Annotated in this window: 22 protein-coding genes; 13 read left to right on the top strand and 9 right to left on the bottom strand. The window is 57.9% G+C overall.

What is annotated here, in order from left to right; all coding sequences use genetic code 11:
• Positions 1 to 10: 10 nt before the first annotated feature.
• The 6 genes from IEX40_RS10495 to IEX40_RS10470 all read left to right on the top strand — a co-directional run bounded on the left by IEX40_RS10495 (position 11) and on the right by IEX40_RS10470 (position 5,764).
• Positions 11 to 796 carry a DUF364 domain-containing protein gene (locus IEX40_RS10495; RefSeq protein ID WP_188748000.1) on the top strand — a complete coding sequence of 262 codons (786 nt, stop codon included), beginning with the start codon at positions 11 to 13 and terminating at the stop codon, positions 794 to 796.
• Positions 787 to 1,194 (top strand): hypothetical protein, encoded by a 408-nt coding sequence (locus IEX40_RS10490; protein WP_188747997.1) that lies wholly within the window; start codon positions 787 to 789, stop codon positions 1,192 to 1,194. The genes IEX40_RS10495 and IEX40_RS10490 overlap by 10 nt, the downstream gene beginning before the upstream one ends.
• Positions 1,195 to 1,400: 206 nt before the next feature.
• Positions 1,401 to 1,724, top strand: coding sequence for a HesB/IscA family protein (locus tag IEX40_RS10485; protein ID WP_188747995.1), 324 nt, complete (start codon positions 1,401 to 1,403; stop codon positions 1,722 to 1,724).
• A gap of 38 nt (positions 1,725 to 1,762) precedes the next feature.
• Entirely contained in the window at positions 1,763 to 2,665 is a 903-nt protein-coding gene (nifU, locus tag IEX40_RS10480; RefSeq protein WP_188747993.1) for a Fe-S cluster assembly protein NifU, read from the top strand.
• A 2-nt stretch (positions 2,666 to 2,667) separates the two neighbouring features.
• On the top strand, positions 2,668 to 3,876 hold the full coding sequence (gene nifS / locus IEX40_RS10475) for a cysteine desulfurase NifS (protein WP_188747992.1): 1,209 nt from the start codon (positions 2,668 to 2,670) through the stop codon (positions 3,874 to 3,876).
• A gap of 475 nt (positions 3,877 to 4,351) precedes the next feature.
• Positions 4,352 to 5,764, top strand: coding sequence for an FAD-binding oxidoreductase (locus IEX40_RS10470; RefSeq protein WP_188747990.1), 1,413 nt, complete (start codon positions 4,352 to 4,354; stop codon positions 5,762 to 5,764).
• A gap of 84 nt (positions 5,765 to 5,848) precedes the next feature.
• Here IEX40_RS10470 and IEX40_RS10465 read toward each other — a convergent pair whose 3' ends face one another.
• Entirely contained in the window at positions 5,849 to 6,409 is a 561-nt protein-coding gene (locus tag IEX40_RS10465) for a ZrgA family zinc uptake protein (protein ID WP_188747988.1), read from the bottom strand.
• A 228-nt stretch (positions 6,410 to 6,637) separates the two neighbouring features.
• On the bottom strand, positions 6,638 to 7,429 hold the full coding sequence (gene phhA, locus IEX40_RS10460) for a phenylalanine 4-monooxygenase (protein WP_188747986.1): 792 nt from the start codon (positions 7,427 to 7,429) through the stop codon (positions 6,638 to 6,640).
• A 292-nt stretch (positions 7,430 to 7,721) separates the two neighbouring features.
• Here phhA and IEX40_RS10455 point away from each other — a divergent pair, with 292 nt between their 5' ends.
• Genes IEX40_RS10455 through IEX40_RS10445 form a run of 3 tightly spaced genes read left to right on the top strand, consistent with a single transcriptional unit; the run spans position 7,722 to position 9,261 of the window.
• The gene (locus tag IEX40_RS10455; protein WP_188747984.1) at positions 7,722 to 8,342 is read left to right on the top strand and encodes a TetR/AcrR family transcriptional regulator; all 621 of its coding nucleotides are present in this window, start codon (positions 7,722 to 7,724) and stop codon (positions 8,340 to 8,342) included.
• A complete protein-coding gene (locus IEX40_RS10450; RefSeq protein ID WP_188747982.1) occupies positions 8,330 to 8,623 on the top strand; it encodes a YciI family protein in 294 nt (97 codons plus the stop codon). Before IEX40_RS10455 ends, IEX40_RS10450 begins: the two co-directional genes overlap by 13 nt.
• A gap of 29 nt (positions 8,624 to 8,652) precedes the next feature.
• Entirely contained in the window at positions 8,653 to 9,261 is a 609-nt protein-coding gene (locus IEX40_RS10445; RefSeq protein ID WP_188747979.1) for a DNA-3-methyladenine glycosylase I, read from the top strand.
• Between the two features lie 285 nt (positions 9,262 to 9,546).
• Here IEX40_RS10445 and IEX40_RS10440 read toward each other — a convergent pair whose 3' ends face one another.
• The 5 genes from IEX40_RS10440 to IEX40_RS10420 all read right to left on the bottom strand — a co-directional run bounded on the left by IEX40_RS10440 (position 9,547) and on the right by IEX40_RS10420 (position 16,979).
• Positions 9,547 to 12,720: an NAD-glutamate dehydrogenase domain-containing protein gene (locus tag IEX40_RS10440; protein WP_188747977.1), complete on the bottom strand. Its 3,174-nt coding sequence runs from the start codon at positions 12,718 to 12,720 to the stop codon at positions 9,547 to 9,549.
• 178 nt (positions 12,721 to 12,898) lie between these two features.
• Positions 12,899 to 14,206 (bottom strand): TRAP transporter large permease, encoded by a 1,308-nt coding sequence (locus IEX40_RS10435; protein WP_188747975.1) that lies wholly within the window; start codon positions 14,204 to 14,206, stop codon positions 12,899 to 12,901.
• Entirely contained in the window at positions 14,206 to 14,724 is a 519-nt protein-coding gene (locus tag IEX40_RS10430; RefSeq protein ID WP_188747974.1) for a TRAP transporter small permease, read from the bottom strand. Before IEX40_RS10430 ends, IEX40_RS10435 begins: the two co-directional genes overlap by 1 nt.
• A 54-nt stretch (positions 14,725 to 14,778) precedes the next feature.
• A complete protein-coding gene (locus IEX40_RS10425) occupies positions 14,779 to 15,750 on the bottom strand; it encodes a TRAP transporter substrate-binding protein (protein ID WP_188747973.1) in 972 nt (323 codons plus the stop codon).
• A 179-nt stretch (positions 15,751 to 15,929) separates the two neighbouring features.
• Positions 15,930 to 16,979, bottom strand: a complete 1,050-nt coding sequence (locus IEX40_RS10420) for a LysR family transcriptional regulator (RefSeq protein ID WP_229680704.1) — start codon at positions 16,977 to 16,979, stop codon at positions 15,930 to 15,932.
• Between the two features lie 431 nt (positions 16,980 to 17,410).
• Between IEX40_RS10420 and minC the strand changes: the two genes are divergently transcribed.
• From minC to IEX40_RS10400, 4 genes are all read left to right on the top strand, one after another.
• Complete coding sequence (minC, locus tag IEX40_RS10415; protein ID WP_188747971.1) at positions 17,411 to 18,178, top strand: septum site-determining protein MinC; 768 nt, start codon at positions 17,411 to 17,413, stop codon at positions 18,176 to 18,178.
• 52 nt (positions 18,179 to 18,230) lie between these two features.
• On the top strand, positions 18,231 to 19,043 hold the full coding sequence (gene minD / locus IEX40_RS10410; protein ID WP_188747969.1) for a septum site-determining protein MinD: 813 nt from the start codon (positions 18,231 to 18,233) through the stop codon (positions 19,041 to 19,043).
• Positions 19,043 to 19,303 carry a cell division topological specificity factor MinE gene (gene minE, locus IEX40_RS10405; RefSeq protein WP_188747967.1) on the top strand — a complete coding sequence of 87 codons (261 nt, stop codon included), beginning with the start codon at positions 19,043 to 19,045 and terminating at the stop codon, positions 19,301 to 19,303. Before minD ends, minE begins: the two co-directional genes overlap by 1 nt.
• 271 nt (positions 19,304 to 19,574) lie before the next feature.
• Entirely contained in the window at positions 19,575 to 20,063 is a 489-nt protein-coding gene (locus IEX40_RS10400; RefSeq protein ID WP_188747964.1) for a hypothetical protein, read from the top strand.
• 26 nt (positions 20,064 to 20,089) lie between these two features.
• On the opposite strand, the gene astD is transcribed toward IEX40_RS10400, so the two are convergent.
• Entirely contained in the window at positions 20,090 to 21,565 is a 1,476-nt protein-coding gene (astD, locus tag IEX40_RS10395; protein WP_188747963.1) for a succinylglutamate-semialdehyde dehydrogenase, read from the bottom strand.
• Between the two features lie 11 nt (positions 21,566 to 21,576).
• Positions 21,577 to 22,809, bottom strand: coding sequence for an acetylornithine/succinyldiaminopimelate transaminase (locus IEX40_RS10390; protein ID WP_188747961.1), 1,233 nt, complete (start codon positions 22,807 to 22,809; stop codon positions 21,577 to 21,579).
• Between the last annotated feature and the right edge of the window lie 16 nt (positions 22,810 to 22,825).

The following is a 22,825-nucleotide window of genomic DNA, read 5'->3' as shown; positions in this document are numbered from 1 at the left end:
GAGAGTCGTCGTGCCACACCCCATCTATGCCGCTCTTGTCGCGCAGGCTCGCACCTGCGCGAACGTTCGTGCGCCCGTCGAACGGGTCTGTATCGGTCAGGTCTGGACGCTGGTTCAGGTGGCAGGCCATACCGGTCTGTGCATGACGCCGCAACGTTACACCCGCACGTTGGAGTGGTCCGGCACGTTGACCGGCCGTCCGGCCTCCGACCTGATCGCCTGGATGGACGGTTGGGATCCCCATGAGTGTTCACTCGCCATCGCGACTCTCAATGCGGTTCTGCAGGGCGCGTCCCAGTATCGTGATCTGATCGGTGAATCCACGCCTCTTGGTGGCGGTAACCTGGCCGTGTTCAGGGCGATGGCCGCTGAGTTCGGTTCCGGTCGGATCAGCGTGATCGGCCGCTATCCCGGGCTGGATGATGTGCTTGCCCCGTTCGATTTCGTCTGTATCGAGCGGATGCCCGGTAACGGCGATCTGCCCGACCAGGCGGCGGAGTATCTGCTGCCGGACAGTGAGTGGTCTTTTATAACGGCCAGCGCACTGGCCAACAAAACCCTGCCACGCTTGCTTGAGTTGGGACGTGCCAGCCGCACGGTGTTGATGGGACCGTCATTGCCCTGGACATCGACATGGCGCGACTGGGGTGTGGATTACCTCGCCGGTGTCGAGGTACTCGATGCCGAGCTGTTATGGCGGGTGGTGTCCGAAGGCGGCGGCGTACGCATCTTTGAAGACGCAGTAGGCTATCGCCTGCTGGTGCTGCATCGGCGGAGTGAACCTGCATGCGCGTAATCGTTGCCCATCTGCACGCCATCAGCGCACGACTTCATTTCTGGATGGTGGAGTACGACAGCGGACACTCTGTTTGTCTACCAAAACCCCTGGCCAAGCTGTCCACACTGCATGACGACCACGAGCCCAGCGCCCCGTTCCCGCATCCGGCACAGATGCTCCGGCCGGTTGCGGAACTGATTGGGCTGAAGCCGGAGCAGCTGAGTGTCGCCAGCGCCATGCTGGGCTGGGTCGAACAGCCGGGGGAATGGTCTCCGGTGGCGCTGTTACGCATTGACGGCGATCAGTTGCCCTCGCTGGAGGGCGGACGCTTTATAACGCTGATGGAGCTGTTGCAGCTTCCGCTGACCGAACGGCTGTTGCTGCGCAATGCCTACGAAGCGCTATTGGGCGACTGAACCGAGCCTTCGGCTGACATGTAGCAAACCCGACACTGCCCGCCAAAACCCACCAATGTTGTTCTCTGAACGCCGACAATAATACCCATTTATTATGTATGTGAATTTGTATCATGCTGAAATAGAAGGTTAATTTTGTTGATTCTTCACTGGCATCCCGATTGCACCGGTCTTATCAAGCAACGCGATCCGGCGAGGAGAAAGCAATGATACAGCTCACAGAAAACGCAATCGGTGCAGTAGCCCGTTTCATTGAGAATGCCAGCAAGCCCGTAGTCGGGCTGCGGATTCGTGTAGATGGAGGTGGCTGTTCCGGCTTCCAGTACGGTATGAAGCTGGAGGAGAGCGCCGCCGAAGATGATCAGGTCGTTGAGATCGGCGGTCTCAAGATTCTGGTCGATCCCGCCAGCCAGCCGTTACTCGACAACGTGACCGTCGATTTCCTCGATGGCCTCGAAGGCAGCGGCTTCAAATTTGAAAACCCGAACGCCACCCAGAGCTGCGGTTGCGGCAAATCGTTCGCGTGTTAATGGCCTAACCGGCATAAATCGACTCAGGAGTTCAAGCGATGTGGGATTATTCTGAAAAGGTACAAGAGCATTTCTACAACCCGAAAAATGCCGGCGCAGTCGAAGGGGCCAACGGGGTAGGCGACGTAGGGTCAATCAGCTGCGGTGATGCGCTGCGGCTGACACTGAAGGTAGAGCCTGAGACCGAAGTGATTTTGGACGCCGGTTTTCAAACCTTCGGTTGCGGCTCCGCTATCGCGTCCTCCTCCGCACTGACCGAGATGATCAAGGGGCTGACCCTGGACGAGGCGCTGAAGATCAGCAACCAGGATATCGCCGACTATCTGGATGGCCTGCCGCCGGAGAAGATGCACTGTTCGGTCATGGGGCGCGAAGCGCTGCAGGCGGCGGTTGCCAACTACCGTGGCGAAGTCTGGGAAGATGATCACGAAGAGGGTGCGCTGGTGTGCAAGTGCTTCGCGGTTGACGAAGTGATGATCGAAGACACTATTCGTGCCAACAACCTGCACACGGTGGAAGAGGTGACCAACTACACCAAGGCCGGTGGCGGTTGCTCATCCTGCCATGAAGGGATCGAGAATATCCTGACCCGCGTGCTGGCCGAGAAGGGGGAGACCTTCGTAGCAGGTGGTGCGGCTGTTGCCAAACCAGCAGCTGCCAAGGCGCCTGAAGCGCCGAAAATGGGCACCCTGGCCCGTATCCGCAAGATCGAGGCGGTACTCGACTCTATCCGCCCCGCGCTGCAGGCCGATAACGGTGACGTCGAGTTGGTCGATGTGGATGGCAAGAATATCTATGTTCACCTCACCGGCGCCTGCACCGGGTGCCAGATGGCGGCAATGACTCTGGGCGGTATCCAGCAGCGTATGATCGAAGAGCTGGGCGAATTCGTCAAAGTGATTCCGGCGTCCAAAGAAGCACTCGTTAGCATGGAGGGCTGATCATGAGCGATATCTATCTCGACAACAACGCCACCACCATGGTGGACCCGGCAGTCTTCGAAGAGATGAAGCCGTACTTCTGCGAGCAGTTCGGCAACCCCTCCTCATTGCACAGCTTTGGTAACAAGGTCGGTTTTGCATTGAAGAAGGCGCGCAAACAGATCCAGGATCTGCTCGGTGCCGAGCATGATTCCGAGATCATCTTCACCTCCTGCGGTACCGAGTCCGACTCCACAGCAATTCTCTCCGCACTCAAGGCGCAGCCGGATCGCAAGGAGATCATCACCACCGTGGTCGAGCATCCCGCGGTGCTGACCCTGTGCGAATATCTGGAAACCGAAGGCTACACCGTGCACAAGCTGGAGGTAGATTCCAAGGGACGCCTGGACCTGGACAAGTACAAGTCACTGCTCAGCGACAAGGTCGCCGTGGTCAGTGTCATGTGGGCCAACAACGAAAGCGGCACCATCTTCCCGATCGAGGAGATGGCGCAGATGGCAGCCGAGAAGGGCATCATGTTCCACACCGACGCCGTTCAGGCCGTGGGCAAGATTCCCATCAATCTGAAAGAGAGCGCGATCAGCATGCTCTCCCTGTCCGGGCACAAACTGCATGCGCCTAAGGGGATCGGCGTGCTCTACCTGCGTCGTGGCGTTCGCTACCGTCCGCTGCTGCGTGGCGGCCATCAGGAGCGCGGGCGTCGTGCCGGCACCGAGAACGCGCCGGCCATTGTTGGCCTGGGCAAGGCCTGTGAAATGGCGGCCGAGCACATGGCGTTCGAAAACACCCAGGTCAAGGCGATGCGTGATCGCCTGGAGCAGGGGATTCTCGCTGCCGTGCCGCACTGTTTCGTCACCGGCGATCCGGACAACCGTCTGCCGAATACCGCCAGCATCGCATTCGAGTACATCGAGGGTGAAGCGATCCTGCTGTTGCTAAACAAGGCGGGTATTGCCGCATCGTCCGGTTCCGCCTGCACCTCCGGCTCGCTGGAGCCCTCCCATGTGATGCGCGCCATGGGCATCCCCTACACCGCCGCTCACGGTACCGTGCGTTTCTCCTTCTCCCGCTACAACACCATGGATGAGGTGGAACGGGTGATCGAGGAGGTGCCATCGATCGTCGCCAAGTTGCGCAAGCTGTCGCCCTACTGGGGCGAGAACGGTCCGGTGGAAAACCCGGGCGAGGCCTTTGCGCCGGTCTACGCCTGATCCCGGGCGGGTAGAAAAACGGAGGCTTCGGGCCTCCGTTTTGCGTTCAGGCGATGGGATGTAGCCCCAGTGCCCTGCGGCCACCGAAGATCTGTTGCTCTCTAACCATTCGCCGAGTAAGCCAAACGAAGCAGAACACAGCTCGGCAGGCACTGCATGATCATTTTTCTGTAAATCACTGTTGGCAATGAATATTTGTAAAGGTGTTCATCACCCAATACTGGCACCGCTAGCTACACTTTTTCGTAACAGTATCGAATGCTGTTGCAAATAAAATAAGTGTGAGTCGTTTACGCCTGTCATCTGTGCTGTTGCCCCGTCCCGGGATATGCATTTACAGGACGTTTGGTTCTTGCCCTGAGTTGCTACCTCAGCCTGCCAAACCAATCAGCCCACACGTCCCTGCTTACTGATCTATCCGGGTAGGGTTGAGGTTTATCCTCGAACAAAAATAACAAACGCGGAGGATGGTGTTATGGCTGAACTTCAGGTCCGCTCTTTAAGCGGCGATTCAATCAGTCTCAGTGATGAACAGTTGGCTCAGCTCGGTGTCAGGGGACAGGTGATAAGCCCCAACGATGCAGAGTACAACGACGCGCGCCAGATCTGGAATGCGATGATCGACCGCAATCCGGGGTTGATTGTCAGATGCAGCGGGACGGCAGATGTTATACAGGCGGTGAAGTTCGCCCGCCAGCACAACCTGCTGGTGTCGGTACGCGGTGCCGGCCACAACATCGCCGGTAAATCTCTTGCCGACGAGGCCATGCTGATCGACCTCAGCCCGATGAAGCTGGTGCGGGTCGATCCGGAGGCGAAGGTTGCGATCGCCGGCCCCGGCGCTACCCTGGGCGATCTCGATCACGAGTCCCAGGCTTTTGGTCTGGCTTGCCCAGTTGGCATCAATTCGACGACGGGAATTGCTGGACTGACGTTGGGCGGTGGTTTCGGCTGGCTGAGTCGAAAATATGGTATGACGGTGGACAACCTGATCGCCGCGGAGGTTGTGACGGCCGATGGCGAACGGTTGCGCTGTAGTAGCGACCTGAACCCGGACCTGTTCTGGGCGATACGGGGCGGTGGCGGTAACTTCGGCATCGTGACCTCCTTCGAATTCCGCCTGCATCCCGTGGGTCCCCAGGTGATGTGCGGGCCAGCGGTATTCCCCTTCGCCCAGGCGGGCGAGATACTTAGGGCGTATCGGGAGTTCTGCGCCACTTGTGCTGACGAATTGACTGTTTGGGCAGTGATTCGTGATGCGCCACCCTTGCCGTTTCTGCCGCCAGAGGTGCATGGGTCACGTGTGCTGATAATTGTTGCGCTCTATAACGGCGACATCGCCGAGGGCGAGAAGGCCTTGGCGCCGTTAAGGGGCTTGGGGGAGCTGATTGCCGATGGCTTTGCCCCGCATCCCTTTGTCGGATTTCAGCAGGCGTTCGATCCCCTATTGACACCGGGATCGCGTAACTACTGGAAGTCGCACAACTTTACCGCTCTGACCGACGAGCTGATCGATAAGCTGGTCGACTACGGTGGTCGCCTGCCGAGCCCACAGTCGGAGATCTTCGTCGCCCAGATGGGGGGCGCAACCAACCGGGTCGATTCGACAGCCACCGCCTACCCGCACCGGGATGCCGAGTTCATCATGAACGTCCATACCCGTTGGGACGATCCAAGACAGGACCAGACCTGTATCGATTGGGCCCGTGACTTCTACGAGGCGACGAGGCCAATGGCGACCGGCGGGGTATACGTTAACTTCATCAGTGAAGGCGAAGAGCGAATCGAGGGGGCTTATGGTGCTAACTTCGAGCGGCTGGCTCAGGTGAAGGCTAAGTACGACCCCGATAACTTTTTCTGTGAGAATCAAAATATCAAACCCCAATAAAGGGGGGCGAGGACGGGGCCTGATTAACGATACGTTGATTTCGTGGCCGGTGACTCACCACCGGCCGCTACTTCGATCAATGCTTCAGGGCATCCGCAATACGGTGTCGGCAGGTGTCAATTGTTGGCGGGTCTGCTTCTCACCGGCGATCTTTACCTGAACCGTCTCCAGAGTGGGGAAGTGTTCGAACAGCTTGATCTTCGCGCTATCGAAGCGTTGTGGATTCGCGCAAAGGAAGCTGTAGGTGAAGTTGAGGTCCAGATGCTCGGCGACGACCGAGTCAGCAGTGCTGTCCATCACCTCCGGTGCGACGCCGCGTCCGGATATCACATGATGTTTGCCCAAATGGACCTGACTCAGGGTGCAGTCGGCAGCGGCCGGTAGCTCGATCCAGTAGGCCGGGCTGCGCATGGCGCGCTCCAGTGCCTGGTCTCGAGAGCTAGCTTCGGCACTGAAGGGTTGATGCTCGGAGCCCAGCAGATCGACGGCGGCGCCGCGCAGATAGATAACCAGCTCCTGGTTCCTGAATGCCAATTGTAGAGCCGCATTGCCGTGGACATGGCTGTTAAAACTGTCCTCTGCAAATGTTGGGCTGGCTATGAGCGTCGCGAGCAGTACAGTTCCGAGCTTTTGGGGGATGGACATCTGGACTCCTTGTCTTAACGGGACGGCTGGTGATCTGTTGTGCGACTGTAGCGGTATATCGCCAAGCTATTCAGACCGATGGTTAATTCTGCCGAGATCTTCAGTTACGAACAAGAGCCGCTGCAGAGAGATCGATTCGCTCACCAATAGTATCGATCTTAAGGGGCAAGCCAGTAACGGCCTGTTACGAGATAGGCACTGCCGTTGGGGCGCACTGGTCCGCCGTCTTTAACTCGCTTTAGGGGCATAGAGCGGTGCATGCAGCCCCTTCGCCCGTGCCTGCTTGATCGCGGACAGTATCTCTTTTTCGCTCAATCCGAGTAACTGATCAACACCGTCGAGCACGAAATAGGTCGGCTGATGGATGTCGATACGGTAGGGGGTACGCAGCAGTTCAAGCAGGTCGAACGGTTGGCGCAGCGGGATATCGCTTTCGACGGCATAGGGCAGCTCGCTGGAGGACGAGGCCAGCCCTGCACCCAGGGAGCGTATCTGTCCGTGCTCTCGGATCAACCCGAATTCGACGGTGAACCAATAGAGTCGGGCCAGCCAGACATGATCTTCGGAACGGGCACGAGAACCGATCAGGCCAATTCGATGGGAAAACTCCGCCAGGTCGGGTGTGGCCAGTAACGGTGTATGGCCAAAGATCTCATGAAAAATATCCGGTTCTTGCAGATATTCCATCTCCTCCCGGGAGCGGATAAAGGACGCCGCCGGGAAACGTCGCTCCGCGAGCAGGGAGTAAAAGCGATCAAAGCTGATCAAGGCCGGAACCGGCGTTACGCTCCATCCGGTGACCTTTTGCAGCTGTTCCGACAAAGCGAGGCACTGGGGTATCCGATCATTGTCCAGATCAAGTTTCGCCAGCCCCTTGAGGAAAACCTGGCTGCAGTAACGTTCTGCCTTTTTCCTCTGGGGTACGATCAGATCGTGCCAGATGCTGTCGTCCTCGCGGCTGTAAGGAATATAGCCTGAAGCATCCGGTTGATAGGCTTGGTAGCGGCTCACTTTTTTCATCGCTCGCTCCCTTCAGTTGGTATGTCTCAGGATCGGAGACAACGTGCATTGGGACCGTAATTCGAAAGAAACATACCGACTGTGGTAATACTTATCTCTCACATAAAAAGTATAGAACCGGCGGCAAAAAACCGCCGTTGCCGGGTATTGGCAGCCGGTTCTCCTTCAGGACAGATCCCGATACAAGCATGCGGACTCCACCGGAGCGCGGCGCTGCTTTTGACAGCTTAGGACATATGTCCTAAAGTGTCGTTTGTAGGGCGACTGTCCTAGGTGGAGTGAGCAAGGTGCAATGAGTAACAATTCAACCCGCGACCAGATTATCGACGCAGCTGATCAGCTATTTTACGAGCATGGGTATGAACACACCTCGTTTAAGCACATCGCTGAGGCGGTGCAGATATCGCGCGGAAACTTCTATTACCACTTCAAGACCAAGGATGAGATTCTGCAGGCGGTGATCGAGCGGCGCTTGGTAAACACCCGGCAGATGCTGGCGCAGTGGGAGGCAGAAGGGCAGAGCCCGGTGGAACGTATCCGCTGTTTTATCCGCATCCTGATCATGAACCAGAGCAAGATTCTCAGATACGGTTGTCCCGTGGGAACGCTGACCAGCGAATTGGCGAAGCTTGGTCATGTCGCGCAGAGCGATGCCAATGGCTTGTTCACCCTGTTCCGAGACTGGTTGGTCGAGCAGTTCAGGCTGTTGGGTGGTGGCGAGGATGCCGACGAATTGGCGATGCATCTGCTGGCTCGCAGTCAGGGAGTGGCGACGCTGGCCAACGCGTTCAATGACACGCGTTTTATCGAGCAGGAGGTCGGGCAGATGTTCGCCTGGTTGGACGCTAACGCTGAGCGCTTGGCCATGCAGAGTGAAACTCGAAAAGAGGAGGGTGATAGATGTTTATCGTGATGCTCAGATTTACCGAACATATGGCGAAAGCGGGTGAGTTTATGGAGGGGCACAAGGCTTGGATAGCGCAGGGCTTCGCCGATGGTGTATTTCTGCTCGTCGGCAGCTTGAAACCCAATCAGGGCGGTGCCGTTGTCGCTCACAACCTCTCGCATGCCGAGCTGGCACAGCGCGTGAACGATGACCCTTTCGTCGCGGAAAATGTCGTCAGTGCCGAAATCATCGAGATCGAGCCGGCCCGACTCGACGAGCGCCTGCACTTTCTCGATACCTCAGACTGACATCAACCGACGAGTTAGGGAGACAACGCATGAGCAGAACCGTGAATGGGCCCGACGGTGCGCCCCGTTGCCGCTGGTGCGGCGAAGTGGACGAGTTTTTCCCCTATCACGACAACGAATGGGGCTTTCCGGTGACCGATGACCGGCGGCTATTTGAAAAGCTCTGCCTGGAAAGTTTCCAGTCGGGACTGAGCTGGCGCACGATCCTGGCCAAACGGGAGAATTTCCGCAACGCCTTCCACCAATTCGATTTTCACAAGGTTGCATGCTTCGACGAGCAGGATGTGCAGCGTCTGTTGCAGGATGAGGGGATAGTGCGCCATCGCGGCAAGATCGAGGCGGTGATCAACAATGCCAAGCGTGCGATCGAACTGGTCGAGCGTGAGGGGTCGATAGCCGCTTTTGTCTGGCGTTATGAACCGGATCCTGCGCAGCTCGGTGCACCGCAGTCGGTGTCCACCTCACCCGAGTCGGTGGCGATGTCGAAGGAGTTGAAAAAGCGCGGCTGGAAATTCGTCGGTCCTACAACCGTGTTTGCCTTTATGCAGGCGATGGGATTGGTCAACGACCATGTCGAAGGCTGCGTGACACGTGAACAGGTGGCCCAGGCACGGAAAGGGTTTCAGCGGCCGGCCTAGTGTCGCAGGGAGGAGCCTTTAGGGAATATAAAAATGGACCGGCAGCTGGTGCAAGCTGTCGGTCCAAGGGACGCGACTCATGGGGGTGCAGTCGGTCCTATCCGCTTCAGTTTGAGGAGCGGATAAAACAGAGCTCTTCCCTGAGTTCCTGGTCGCCCAGGAAGAGAGACTTGCGAGTGGTCCGGCCATTCGGGGAGGGAGGTTTGCGTTCAGCGTTGCCGATCACTCGTCTTGTGGATGCGTGAGGCGCGGTCGGCGTAGGGTGGCCGGGTGGCGATTTGGTTTTCATGAGGCTTTGGCACCACAGTCGGAGAGGCTCAGGGTGTTCAGGCGCTGGGCCAGATACACCAGCATCGTCAGATGGCGGCTCGGTTGAGAGCGGATATCGGCGATCTGTTCCTGGAACAGGCTGATCGCTCTGGCAACCGGACCGTCACTTTCATCCACGGCGTTTGGATGAGCCGAACAGATCAAGCCATAAAGATGGTGCTTGATGCTGCGATCGATCAGATCGACAACGGCCTGCTTGGCTTTGCGGTGCCACCGGTCGTAGGCAGGTAGCTGTTCAATCTCCCGTCTCAGCCAGAACAGCTCCAGGCGCAGGTTGAGCGAGAGGTATTCGGCAGCGATGAAACACTGGCTTAACCAGGTTTTCTGCGCCAATTCGGCGATATCGAAAGCGTAGTAAAGGTACTCAAGCGCATCGATCTCGGCTTCGAGAGGAGTGGAATCCTGACTGGTCAGCAACTGAAACCGGGCCAACTCTATTCGGGTGTGGGCCGCGGCGTCGCTGTACAGGGCGATCAGCGATTGGGTGCTCTGGTTCCAATCAGCGTTTTCCAGCACCCAGTGTGTCGCCCGCAGCAGAGGGTGGTGGATACGCAGGTGAAGATCCATCTGGACATCGTTGCTGACGCTGAGCCCAAGGGATTCAATGGACTTGATCAGGGCGGGAATGCCCAGTGCTTCACGGGCAACCGTATAGGATCGTATCCAGCGGGCGCAGTTGACGCCTGACTCCTCCAGCAGACGGAGACTGAAGGTGGCGCCCATGCGGTTCATCACCTGATTGGTGAGCTGGGCAGCGAGAATCTCCCGTCGCAAAGGATGCTCGGCGATAGCGTCCGCGTACTCCTGTCGCAGGCGCGAAGGGAAGTAGTTGTACAGTTCGCTGGCGATATGGGGGTCATCAATGATGTCGGTTTCAACCAGCTTCTCGAATACCAGACTTTTGGTATAGGCCAGGAGCACAGCGATCTCCGGTCGAGTCAGTCCTTGCCGGTTGGCGATCCGGCTCTCGATCTCGGCGTCATCCGGTAGCTGCTCCAACTGGCGGTCCAGTCGACCCTCTCGCTCCAGCAATTGGATCAGTTGGGCATGCTGGGTGATGAATTCCGGTGCGGTTCGGTTCGACTGGCTCAACATTTTGCTCTGCTGGTAGTTATTGCGCAGAACCAGCTCGGCAACCTCGTCGGTCATCTCATTGAGTAGCCGATCTCTCTGCTCGGGGTCAATACGACCCTCGCGTACCAGTTGGTCGAGCAGGATCTTGATATTGACCTCGTGGTCTGAGCAGTCGACGCCTGCCGAGTTATCGACCGCATCGGTGCTGATCAGGCCGCCACGGCGTGCAAACTCCACTCGGGCGGCCTGGGTCAGTCCCAGGTTGCCACCCTCGACCACCGCTTTGGTGCGCAGCTCTGCTGCGGTCACACGCAGAGGGTCGTTGGTGCGGTCGCCAACCTCGCTGTCGCGTTCGTGGCTGGCGCGCACATAGGTACCGATGCCGCCGTTCCAGAGCAGATCCACTTCGGCACACAGGATCGCCCGGATCAGGCTGTTGGGGTCGAGACTATCGGGCAGACCTTCAATACCCAGTGCCTGGCGTACCTGTGGCGACAACGGGATGCGTTTGGCGTTGCGTGAGAATACGCCGCCGCCTTCGGAGATTGCGGACGGGCAGTAATCCAGCCAGCTGGAGCGGGGTAGGCGGAACAGGCGTTGGCGCTCCTGGCAGGAGGCCACGGGATCCGGGTTCGGGTCGAGAAATATGTGCTGGTGGTTAAACGCCGCAACCAGACGAATATGCCTGGACAGCAACATGCCATTGCCGAATACGTCGCCGGACATATCGCCGATGCCGACTACACGGAACGGGGTGCACTGGGTATCCTGACCAAGCTCCTTGAAGAGGCGCTTGGTGGACTCCCATGCACCGCGGGCAGTAATCCCCATCCTCTTGTGGTCATAGCCCTGGGATCCCCCCGAAGCAAAGGCGTCGCCGAGCCAAAAGTCGCGTTCCCTGGCGATGGCGTTGGCGGTATCGGAGAAGGTCGCGGTACCCTTGTCGGCGGCAACGACCAGATATGCATCGTCTTCGTCGTGGCGTACCACGCGCGGTGGCGGCAGCACACCGGTTTCGTCGCGGTTATCGGTCAGGTCCAACAGGGCCCGAATATAGCTGGAGTAGGCGCGACGTACCTGCTCGATGCGCAGCTCCGGCCCGGCCTCGGGACTCAGCCGCCTGACCACGAAGCCGCCCTTGGCGCCGGTTGGGACGATAACGGCATTCTTGACCATCTGCGCCTTCACCAGACCAAGTATCTCGGTGCGGTAGTCCTCCATCCGCTCGGACCATCGTAGACCGCCGCGGGCAACCTTGCCGCCACGCAGGTGCACCCCCTCCAGCAGCGTGCTGAAAACGAAGATCTCAAACGTCGGCACCGGTTTGGGCATGGCGGAGATGTGGCCGGGCAGAAGTTTGAATGCCAGGCAGTGGTCGGCTTCGGTCCAGATTTGATCGAGGAAAAAGTTGGTGCGCACCATGGCCTCGATCACCTCGATATAGGCGCGCAGGATACGGTCTTCATCCAGCGAGGCGACATCGTCGATCAGTAGCAGTACTGCGGTACGGGCCGCCTTTAACTGCTCACTATCCCGTTCTCGGTCAGGGTCAAATTTGACATGGAACAGATTCACGATTGCTTGGGCGATCATCGGATGCCGACAGAGCGTCGTTTCCATGTAACTCTTGCTGAACGGCAGGTTTATCTGGGTTAGATAGTGTGCCAAGGCGCGCAGCAGCACACATCCACGCAGATCGAAATCACCCAGAGTAACCAGGCGGTTGAAGCCGTCGTTGTCCACATATCCATGGCTGACCGCCAACAGGGTGTCGATAAAGCGTGCACGCATCTCTTCCGAAATGAGTAGCGCGGATGACAGGGGGCGTACTCGCAGGTCGACACGCCAGCCAGCCTCCTTTTTGCTGCTGGAGGTGAATACCTCCACACCAAGATTTTCGATCATCGGCAAAAGAGATGAGAGCGCTATTAACTCTCCGCTCCCTTCCACCCAGAGATCGATTCTATGTGTATCGGCATCGGGCGCGCTGAACTGTCCGCGATGGATGAGCGTATGGCCCGCTATTGCGTCGTCTGCACGAACCTGTGTAGTCATAGCCGCTGTCTAACCTCGAGTGGGGCCGGGCCCCGATCAGAATGTGAAATCCATACCGCCGCCTGCGTCAGGCAAAAGCCTCCCAGGCCCCCGTGTTAGGGGGCATAAGTCGAGCGTTGAGGAGGCGGTTCGTTTAGTAGGACGTAAACCGGATCAGAATGACGGATGCATCATCCGGTTACCTTTGGGTCATGGTAGTGGGTAAGTAGGTGGCGATCTCCGGGAACCAGGTGATCAGCACAATGGCGGTCAGGATCATCAGGAAGAAGGGCAGTGCCGCGCGCGCCACGTACAGAATGTCCTTACCGGTCAACGCCTGAATCACGAAGAGGTTGAACCCGACGGGTGGGGTGATCTGCGACATCTCGACCACCAGCACGATATAGATACCGAACCAGAGCAGATCGATATTGGCCTGCTGTACCATGGGCAGTACGACGGCGACGGTCAACACTACCACCGAGATACCATCCAGAAAGCAGCCCAACGCCACAAATAGCACGGTCAGCGCCAGCAGCAGTTCGTAGGGGGAAAGACTCATGGTGCCGATCCAGCTGGCCAGAGCCTTGGGAATGCCCAGAAACCCCATGGCCAGGGTCAGGAAATGGGCGCCGATCAGAATCAGACCGATCATGCAGGAGCTTTTCACCGCCCCGAGCAGGCTTTCGGTAAAGCTCTGTCTGTTCAGACTGCCGGTCACCTTCGCCAGAATCAGGGCGCCAAACACGCCCAGTGCCGCAGCTTCGGTCGGCGTGGTGAAGCCGCCATAGATGGACCCGAGTACGAAGACGATCAGTCCGACGATGGGCAGCAGTTTGCGCAGGGCGACGATCTTGGCGGACAGGGAGATATGTTGCTTGTCGTGGTGCGGCAGCTCATCGCTATTGAACAGTGCCCAGACCATGGTGTAGCCCATGAACAGCACAACCAGCAGCAGTCCCGGCAGCGCGCCGGCGATAAACAGGCGCCCGATGGAAACTTCAGCCGCCACCCCGTAGACGATCAGAATGATAGATGGCGGAATCAACAGGCCGAGGGTACCGGAGCCCGCCAGGGTACCGATGGCCATACGGTCGCTGTAGCCCTGTGCCTTGAGTTCAGGCAGGGTCATGCGCCCGATGGTCGCAGCGGTGGCCGCCGATGAGCCGGAGACTGCGGCGAATATACCGCAACTCAAGACGTTGACGTGGAGAAGTTTGCCGGGCAGACCGCCCAGCCAGGGGGCCAGCCCCTTGAACAGGTCTTCCGACAGGCGTGTGCGGAACAGCACCTCTCCCATCCAGATGAACATTGGTAGCGCGGTGAGCGACCAGCCAGTGCTTGCCCCCCAGCTTGAGGTGGCGAACAGGAGTCCGATCTGTTCGTTGCCCGACAGGTAGAGCCCGAGCACACCGACACCAACCAGTGCCAATGCCACCCAGACGCCGGCGGCGAGCATCAGGATCAGCGCGAATGCCAGGACGAACGAAAGCAGTAAAGTATCCATTACACCTCCTCCAGATTGAGCTCGTCTTCGTGAGCACGGTAAGAGGGGGCGTGGCCGCGCAACATGCTGATCAGGTCATCGAGTACCGCCAGGTTGAGTGCGAGCATGCCGAGGGCGACGGGCACCTGTGGAATCCACAACGGGACAGGCACGTAACCGTACGAGACCTCTTCGAAGATGTAGGATTCCCAGACCATATGGCCGCAATAAAAGGTCATGAAACTGACCAGGCCCAGGGCAAGGCAGAGTACCGTCAGCTCCTGGTAATAACGCAGGCGTAAGGGCCAACGTTGGATCACCAGGATGACACGGATGTGACCACCTTCGCGGAAGGTATAGGCAAGCCCGAAAAAGGTGGCGGCAGCCAATGCATATCCGGAAAAATCTTCGGCCGACGGTACGATAAAGCCAAAATATCGACCGACAATCTGGGCCAGGATAATCAGCATGATCAGGATAATGCACAATCCGGACAGATATCCTGATGCGAGGTAGAATCTGTTTCGAAGCGACTTCATGTGGGAGCCTCGCTCGCGAGACCCCGGCGTAATGCCGGGGTTGCATGGTACGTATTACTGGTTGTACTTGCTCAATATAGCGGATACTTCCTCAGGCGCTTCTTCCTTCCACTCGCCGATCATCACGTCACCGATCTGTTTCAGCTCGTTAACCAGCTGCTCGGAGGGCTCAGAGACGCTAATACCGTGATCGGCGAGGATCTGGGTGTCCTCGGTCGCTTTCACACGGACGCCATTCCAACCTTTGCTCTCCGCGTTGGCGGCTGCTTCCTGCAGCGCATCCTGTATGCCCTTGTCCAGGCGTTTGAACGCACGGGTGTTGACGACCACCATGTTTTTCGGAATCCAGGCGTTAATCGAGGTGTAGTGGTTCAGATAATCCCAGGCCTGGCCATTGGCGCCGGTAGAGGGCGAGGTGATCATCGCATCGATAATGCCGGTGCTGAATGCCTGCGGAATCTCAGGTACCTGGATAGTGGTGGGGGTGGTGCCCATCAGGTCTGCCAAACGTGAGGTGGAAGGGCTGTAGGCGCGCATTTTCAGCCCTTTGAGATCGGCCAGGCTGGTTACCGGAATCTTTGTGTAGAGGCTCTGGGCGGGCCAGGGAACTGAGTAGAGCAGCATCATACCCTCTTTGGCCAACTGCTTTTCGACCTCGGGCTTGGCGGCCTGCCACAGCGTTTCGGCTTGCTCATAGGTGGTCGCCAGGAAGGGGATGTTGTCGTGTTTAAACACCGGGTGAGTATTGCCCATGATGCCGATGAACACCTCCCCGAGCTGTACCTGACCGGTCTTCACCGCGCGCGGAATCTCCGGGTGCTCGACCAGCGAGGCGCCGGAGTGCACGGTTATGTCCATAGCTCCGTCCGTCTTGGCTTTGACCTCTTCGGCGAATTCATAGGCGATCTGGGTCGGTAGGTTGGCATCACCGTAAGGCGTCGGCATGTGCCATTTTTCAGCTTGGGCAGTTGAGGCAGCTATACCGCCAATGAGAAGTGCGGCTGCGAGCAGCTTTTTCGAAGTCATGATGTTCTCCCGCTGTTGTGTGGTGTTGTGTTCATCTTTCTTTTTGTTTTGAAAGGCTATTTTTAGAATAGCCATCTTGGGTTTTTGGTGCTCAACACGTTGAGGGTACGCGGACCAGTGATTTTTAATCTGTTAGGTTTTCTATCGTTAGTTCAGCATTTAAATAAAAAATAGTTATGTCATCTGTTTTTGTGTTCTTGGGCGGTGTTCACCGCCAGTTTTGCCGCTATTTCCGCTAACGGATTAAAAGGCGTCACCGGATATGAGGCGGTAAAAGCCAGCTCCGACGGTGTCCAGATGGCTCTAACTCTTATCAGTTCACCCGCTTCCAACGCCGGTGCGATCATTTCGTAGGGCAGGGTTGAGATACCGATGCCGTCCAAGGCTAATCTTCGACAGGCGGCCAACGAACTGGAGGTAAAAAATCTTGGCGGTAGGCTGTCCAGCTCTTTAAATCGCTGACTGATCTCCGCGAATGGGCGGGTGTTGCGCGCATAGGTGATGATCGGCCATTCACTCATCTCCTCCAGATACAGCATCCGTTCCGGTAGTTTGAGCTCTGGACTTGCAACCCAGACCAGTGGAAACCTGCAGAGGTCCAGGTCCGCTATTGTCGGCTCGGAAATCGGCCCCATCAGGAAGGCCAGGTCGAGCGAACGATCCAGCAGGCCGTTGCGTAGATTCCCTGTCACATCGACCGTCATCTCCACGTCGAGATTGGGCATCTCTTTGTGCAGGCATCGTAGAAAATCGGGCAACCAGGTATGTACCACGGTTTCCGATACGCCCAGCCTAAGGGTGCCGGATAACAGAGCGCCTTTATCCGCATGTTTACGCAGCTGCTCGGACATGAAGATGATCTTCTCGGCGTAGGGGAGAAGCTCTTTGCCCTTGGCTGTCAGGGTAATTGGACCCGGTCCGCCCTCGCGTTCAAACAGTTTTACACCGAGTTCATCTTCAAGGCCGGCAATTCGGGTCGACACTCCGGGTTGTGTGGTAAACAAGCGCTCGGCGGCCTTTCTGAAACTGCCAAGCGTTGCGACCCAAACAAAAGTTTCGAGCTGTTTGAAGTTCATGACGTCTAACCCCGGATCTATATTCAGATACCCAGATTTAAACTGAGCCTCACAGGGAGGCAAAATATCTATAAACCGTTGAGTCTTTGGTATTAATCCGTTATCCAGTTCAACTTCTTTCACTCCGCCGGAAAGGTCGACAACCGATGTCATTTGCATTAACCCTAATACACACACCGATACCCGGATAATTATTATTAGTATAGGATTTCAATAAGAAAACGTTATGCGGCAAGTGTTGTTTCCTTTGTGTGGTGGATTTCTCTGAATATAGATAAGATCGCGGAGAAAATAACTGCATATTGGTTTAATGGTTGGTGAATAATAAAATTGCAGGAGAGCCGAAAAAGCCCAGGCGCAACCGATAACGTACCGCCACAGCGGACAGTTCACAGTGCGAAGTGGCGTCGGAGCAGGAGGCTGGTTGTTCAATAGCGCTCAGCGGAAATCCTGGCGCACGGAGGAGAGAACCTTTCGGTCTATATCGAGTCCCAATGAGTCATGGCTGTAGTGACACCCAAGCGCGCGTGGTACTCTTAGCGCGCTTTTAACCTTTGCATTGGCTCTGCCCGGACAGCAGGTGTATGACCTCAGAGAATCGCTTCACCGACTCCCCCCAGTTCAGATTCAAGAACTCCCGAGTTTCACTCAACGAGCTGATACTGCTCGATTTTGATGCTGAACGCTTGCGTACGGAGCTGGCACAACATGCCGCTCGTTTACCCTCTCTGTTTCAGCAGATGCCTGTGCTGCTCAATCTGGAACAGGTGCCTGCCGATAGGCCGCTTCCGCCGCTGCAGGATCTGTTGGCGATCTGCCGCGAGAGTGAGCTGCACCCGGTGGGATTGCGAGGCAGTAACCGGTATGACGCAGAGTTGTGCAGGAGCCTGGGGCTGGCCGACTTCGGTCAGGGCGGGCGAGGCGACCCGTCACGCACAACGCCGACTGAGTCAGAAGAGGTGGTGGCCGCTGAACCGGTTGCAGCGGTAGCCGAAAAAGCGCCTGACGCGACGCTTAAGGCTGAAAGTCGTACCCGGATACTGACCACTCCGGTGCGGTCCGGCCAGCAGGTGTATGTGCAGGGCGGCGACCTGATCGTGCTCTCGTCGGTGGGAGCCGGCGCAGAGGTGATGGCCGATGGCAATATTCATATCTACGGCCCGTTGCGCGGCCGGGCCATGGCGGGTGTCAACGGTAATACCGAGGCACGGATATTTTGTCAAAGCCTGGAAGCTGAATTGATCTCCATTGCAGGTTACTTTAAGGCGAGCGAAGATCTGCGCAGCGATCACTGGCAGAAGCCGGCCCAGGCCTGGCTGTCGGGAACGCGCCTGGATACGGCTGCGCTGTAGTGTCGGGGCTGAATGAGAATTCTGTTAATCCATACTGATGGAAACTGTGTAAATGGCTGAAATTATTGTTGTTACGTCTGGTAAGGGCGGGGTCGGCAAGACGACCAGCAGCGCGGCAATCGGTACTGGTCTTGCACTGCGCGGTCACAAGACCGTACTGGTCGATTTCGATGTGGGCCTGCGTAACCTTGATCTGATCATGGGCTGTGAGCGTCGCGTGGTGTTTGATCTGGTCAATGTGATCAACCAGGAAGCGACGCTGAATCAGGCACTGATCAAGGATAAGCGGACAGAAGGGCTGTTCATCCTGCCGGCGTCGCAGACCCGGGACAAGGATGCGCTGACCGTAGAAGGGGTCGAGCGCGTACTGAACGAACTCTCCGAGATGTTCGATTACATCGTCTGCGATTCTCCGGCCGGTATCGAGAAGGGGGCCCAGCTGGCGCTCTACTTCGCCGATACGGCGATCGTTGTGACTAACCCTGAAGTCAGCTCCGTGCGCGATTCCGACCGAATCCTCGGCGTGTTGCAGAGCAAGTCGCGCAAGGCGGAGCAGGGCGGGTCGATCCGTGAACACCTGCTGCTGACCCGCTACAACCCGGCCCGCGTTCAGGCCGGCGAGATGCTCAGTGTCGAAGATGTGCAGGATATTCTGGCCATCCCGCTGTTGGGCGTGATACCGGAATCCGAAGCGGTACTCAAAGCCTCCAACCAGGGGCAACCGGTGGTGCTGGATCAGCAGAGCGATGCCGGGCAGGCCTATCTGGATGCAATTGCGCGCTTCCTGGGTGAAGAGCGCGAGCACCGTTTTCTTGAAGTGCAGCGCAAAGGGCTGCTCAGCCGCGTATTCGGACGGAAGGGCTAATGAGTATACTCAGTTATTTCCGCGCCAAGAAGCAGAGCTCGGCCAGCGTTGCCAAGGAGCGTCTGCAGGTGCTAGTCGCCTACGAGCGTAATCAGCGCAACCAGCCGGACTATCTGCCGCAGATGCAGCAGGAGATCCTGGCGGTGATCGCCAAGTATGTCGACGTGTCGGTGGATGACGTGCAGGTTAATCTGGATGAGAACTGCTCGATTCTGGAGCTGAACGTCACCTTGCCGGAAGCGAGTAAAAGTCGGGCGTAGTACAGGCGTAAGTGCCGGGAAACACTGGTTTTTTATAGGGTTTTCCGGTGCTGCAAGTTGGTTCGCGTGCTCCGTTCAGGTTTGTTTATGGTGCGTGAGGGGAGGGCCTGGTAAAAGGCCGATCGCTCAAACGGCCCCCCAATCGCCGGTATTACCGCTTTTCCGTCATATTCTGGCTAAGTGTTTCGACTGGTGCGCTTTTTGCTGGAGCTTAAATGGCCTGGACCGTGTTTGCGGCGCCAGGCGGAGTTCTGGCAGAAAGGATGAACCTATGAGCACCCCGACCGACGTTCTGGCGCTATGGAATGCCCTGTTTGAAACCTGCCACCAGGAGCGCAGCGGAACCTTCTTCCTCGCCTGTGCCGATAACAAATCGGGCCAGGTTGTACTGCACAATGGTCATTTGATCGGTATCTGTTATGCCGGCGAGTATGGTGAGCGGGCAATTGATCGCCTGACCGTTACACAACAGTTGCGCTTCTCCTTCACGGCCGACCTTATCTTTCCTGTTGCTGAGACACTGCTGCCAGAGCAGGCCGCAGCCCTGTTACGTGGCCTGGGATACGCGGACTATCTGGTAAGGGATGGGGCCGAGAGTGGGCGTTTGATACACCGCGAGGGCGACGTGTCGAAGCAGGTGGTGCGGGTCTACCGTGGCCGGGCGATAGAGGAGCCTGTAGTCGATAACCAGTCGGTTAGATCCGGTGACGAATTGGTTAAGCCTGCACGTATCTATCGAGGGCGCGCGGTTCAGGGGTGATCCTGCCGAGGCTTGGCCACACGCTTTCAATCAAACTGCAGATCAATTCCGGGTGCTAATGTCTCCGGGCGCCTCAGACTGTCGCGCTCAAGACTGGATACCGGGTAGGCGCAGTAATCGGCGGCATACCAGGCGCTGGGGCGGTGGTTGCCGCTGGATTTCACGCCGCCGAAGGGGGCACTGCTGCTGGCGCCGGTCAGTTGGCGATTCCAGTTGACGATGCCAGCGCGGATACCGTGCCAGAAGCTGTCATACTCTTCCGGGTCGTCGCTGAACAGGCCGGCGGCCAGGCCGAAACGGGTGGCATTAGCCAGTGTCAGTGCCTGATCGAAGCTGTCATAGCGCTGGATCTGCAGCAGCGGTCCGAAGTACTCGTCATCCGGCAGGATGTCGATACTGGAGACATCGATCAGTCCGGGGCTTAGCATTGCACCGCAGCCCTTGATCCTATCCATCCGGTTCAGCACCTTGCCGCCCTTTGTTTCCAGCGCCAGTTGTGCGTCCAGCATTTGACCCGCGGCGTTTGATGAGATCAGACAGCCCATATAGGGTTGAGGGTCGTCGTCGTAGAAGCCGACGCTTATGTTGGTAAGTGCATCGCTCAGCCTGTGGATGAAGCTATCGCCGTCTGAGGTGTTGGGAACAATCAACCGTCGCGCACAGGTGCAGCGCTGACCCGCGCTTAAGTAAGCGGATTGAATGGTTTCATAGAGGGCCGCGGGTTGGTCGCTTATCCTGCCCAGGATCAGCGGATTGTTTCCGCCCATCTCCAGGGCCAGGATCTTCTCCGGCTGGCCGGCGAACTGCTGGTGCAGCAGGTGGCCCGCTCGACAGGAACCGGTGAACAGCAGGCCATCGATACCCGGGTGGGAGGCGAGTGCCTGTCCGGTATCGGCGCCCCCCTGCAGCAGGTTGATCACGCCGGCGGGCAGGCCTGCAGCAAGCCATATCTTGATCGTCTTTTCGGCAAACCTGGGGGTGAGTTCGCTGGGTTTGAACACTACTGTATTACCGGCGAGCAGCGCCGGCACGATATGGCCGTTGGGCAGGTGTCCGGGAAAATTGTATGGACCGAACACGGCCAGGACGCCATGTGCCCGGTGGCGAATAACCGACCGTGCATCGGCCAAGGGCTGTTCGGAGTCGCCGGTGCGCGCCTCCTGCGATCGTATCGATATCTCTACCTTGGCGATCATGGCGGCGATTTCGGTACGCGATTCCCAGAGCGGCTTGCCGGTCTCTTCGCCCAATGCCGCAGCCAGATCCTCCTTCTGCTCCTCAAGCAGTGTGGCGAAGCGCCGGCACAGTGCCATGCGCCCATCCGTGCTGCTTCTCGTCCAGTGCGCGAAGGCATGCCGTGCACTGGCGATGGCGTCGTCGATCTGGTCGGCGCTGGCGGCACGGCCGCTCCACAGCACGCGGTCACGGCCGGGGTCCCGGGATTCAAACGGGTCGTTTCTGCCTGGCAACCAGTGGTTGTTGATTAGCAGGTGTCCGGACATGGGCTTCTCCGTCAGCTCTCAGGACCTTCGCTGATGAGCTGATTCATGGCGCGATCGAGCCGTGTCATCGCCTCATGGATGTCATCGTCGGGGATGATCAGCGAGGGGGTAAGTCGCATCACGTCGGGGCCTGCCATCAGCAGCATCAGGCCCTGATCGCGTGCTGCGTCCAGCAGTCGCCGAGCCTGGCCTTGCCAATGGTGCGCCAACTGCGCGCCGATCAGCAGGCCTCTGCCGCGGATATCGCTAAACAGCGCATGACGTTGGTTCAGCGCATGGAGCTCCTGCAGGAAAAGGTCCGATTTCCGTTTCACCTCCGCCATCAGCTCCGGATTATCCAGCGTATCAATCAGGGCAAGGGCTACAGCGCAGGCAAGCAAGTTGCCCCCGTAGGTGGTACCGTGACTGCCGAAGCCGAAACTCGAGGCGATGCGGCGGGTGGTGAGCATCGCACCGATCGGAAAGCCACCGCCCAATCCCTTGGCAGAGGTCAGGATGTCGGGTGTGACGCCGGTTTCCATATAGGCATAAAGAGCGCCGGTGCGCCCGGCGCCGGTTTGAACCTCGTCGAATATCAACAACGCCTGATGCTGGTTGCAAAGTGCGCGTGCTGCATTCATAAAGGCTGGATCGGCGGGGATGATGCCACCTTCACCGAGGATGGGTTCCATGACCACCGCGCAGGTGCGCTCCGACATGGCCGATTCCAGCGATGCAATATCGTTATAGGGCAGGTGGGTGATACCGGCCGGTACCGGCTCGAATCCCGCGCGGTATTTCATCTGTCCGCCGACACTGACGGTGAACAGGGTGCGGCCGTGAAAACTGCCCTTGAACGAGATGATCTCATGCTTGTCGGAGTTGGCTCCCTGGTGGTCCCAGGCGTATTTTCTGGCCAGCTTGAATGCGGCCTCGTTGGCCTCGGCACCCGAGTTACAGAAGAAAACCTGCTCTGCGAATGTCAACTCGGTCAGGCGTTTGGCGAGCTTAAGCGCGGGCTCGTTGGTGAACACGTTGCTCAGGTGCCAGAGTTTATCGGCCTGCTCCTGAAGCGCCTGCATCAGCGCCGGGTGGCGGTGTCCCAACGCATTGACGGCGATGCCGCCGGCCAGGTCGATATACTCGCGATCATCCTGATCCCAGAGTCTTGACCCCTCGCCACGAACCGGTATGACATCCGGCGGCATGTAGCAGGGCACCATAACCTGATCGAAGGTGGCTCGGGTTACCTCCGCCTCATTCATGACGCACCTCATAATT

Source organism: Marinobacterium zhoushanense (assembly GCF_014641945.1).
GTDB lineage: Bacteria > Pseudomonadota > Gammaproteobacteria > Pseudomonadales > Balneatricaceae > Marinobacterium_D > Marinobacterium_D zhoushanense.
Note: the sequence above shows the minus strand (reverse complement) of the source record. Positions and strands in the feature narration are given on the sequence as shown.

Bases quoted from the DNA above. Each gene is read 5' to 3' on its own strand.
- IEX40_RS10490 (WP_188747997.1), top strand. From the start codon at position 787: ATGCGCGTAATCGTTGCCCATCTGCACGCCATCAGCGCACGACTTCAT.
- IEX40_RS10485 (WP_188747995.1), top strand. From the start codon at position 1,401: ATGATACAGCTCACAGAAAACGCAATCGGTGCAGTAGCCCGTTTCATT.
- nifU (WP_188747993.1), top strand. From the start codon at position 1,763: ATGTGGGATTATTCTGAAAAGGTACAAGAGCATTTCTACAACCCGAAA.
- nifS (WP_188747992.1), top strand. From the start codon at position 2,668: ATGAGCGATATCTATCTCGACAACAACGCCACCACCATGGTGGACCCG.
- IEX40_RS10470 (WP_188747990.1), top strand. From the start codon at position 4,352: ATGGCTGAACTTCAGGTCCGCTCTTTAAGCGGCGATTCAATCAGTCTC.
- IEX40_RS10465 (WP_188747988.1), bottom strand. From the start codon at position 6,409: ATGTCCATCCCCCAAAAGCTCGGAACTGTACTGCTCGCGACGCTCATA.
- phhA (WP_188747986.1), bottom strand. From the start codon at position 7,429: ATGAAAAAAGTGAGCCGCTACCAAGCCTATCAACCGGATGCTTCAGGC.
- IEX40_RS10455 (WP_188747984.1), top strand. From the start codon at position 7,722: ATGAGTAACAATTCAACCCGCGACCAGATTATCGACGCAGCTGATCAG.
- IEX40_RS10450 (WP_188747982.1), top strand. From the start codon at position 8,330: ATGTTTATCGTGATGCTCAGATTTACCGAACATATGGCGAAAGCGGGT.
- IEX40_RS10445 (WP_188747979.1), top strand. From the start codon at position 8,653: ATGAGCAGAACCGTGAATGGGCCCGACGGTGCGCCCCGTTGCCGCTGG.
- IEX40_RS10440 (WP_188747977.1), bottom strand. From the start codon at position 12,720: ATGACTACACAGGTTCGTGCAGACGACGCAATAGCGGGCCATACGCTC.
- IEX40_RS10435 (WP_188747975.1), bottom strand. From the start codon at position 14,206: ATGGATACTTTACTGCTTTCGTTCGTCCTGGCATTCGCGCTGATCCTG.
- IEX40_RS10430 (WP_188747974.1), bottom strand. From the start codon at position 14,724: ATGAAGTCGCTTCGAAACAGATTCTACCTCGCATCAGGATATCTGTCC.
- IEX40_RS10425 (WP_188747973.1), bottom strand. From the start codon at position 15,750: ATGACTTCGAAAAAGCTGCTCGCAGCCGCACTTCTCATTGGCGGTATA.
- IEX40_RS10420 (WP_229680704.1), bottom strand. From the start codon at position 16,979: ATGACATCGGTTGTCGACCTTTCCGGCGGAGTGAAAGAAGTTGAACTG.
- minC (WP_188747971.1), top strand. From the start codon at position 17,411: ATGACCTCAGAGAATCGCTTCACCGACTCCCCCCAGTTCAGATTCAAG.
- minD (WP_188747969.1), top strand. From the start codon at position 18,231: ATGGCTGAAATTATTGTTGTTACGTCTGGTAAGGGCGGGGTCGGCAAG.
- minE (WP_188747967.1), top strand. From the start codon at position 19,043: ATGAGTATACTCAGTTATTTCCGCGCCAAGAAGCAGAGCTCGGCCAGC.
- IEX40_RS10400 (WP_188747964.1), top strand. From the start codon at position 19,575: ATGAGCACCCCGACCGACGTTCTGGCGCTATGGAATGCCCTGTTTGAA.
- astD (WP_188747963.1), bottom strand. From the start codon at position 21,565: ATGTCCGGACACCTGCTAATCAACAACCACTGGTTGCCAGGCAGAAAC.
- IEX40_RS10390 (WP_188747961.1), bottom strand. From the start codon at position 22,809: ATGAATGAGGCGGAGGTAACCCGAGCCACCTTCGATCAGGTTATGGTG.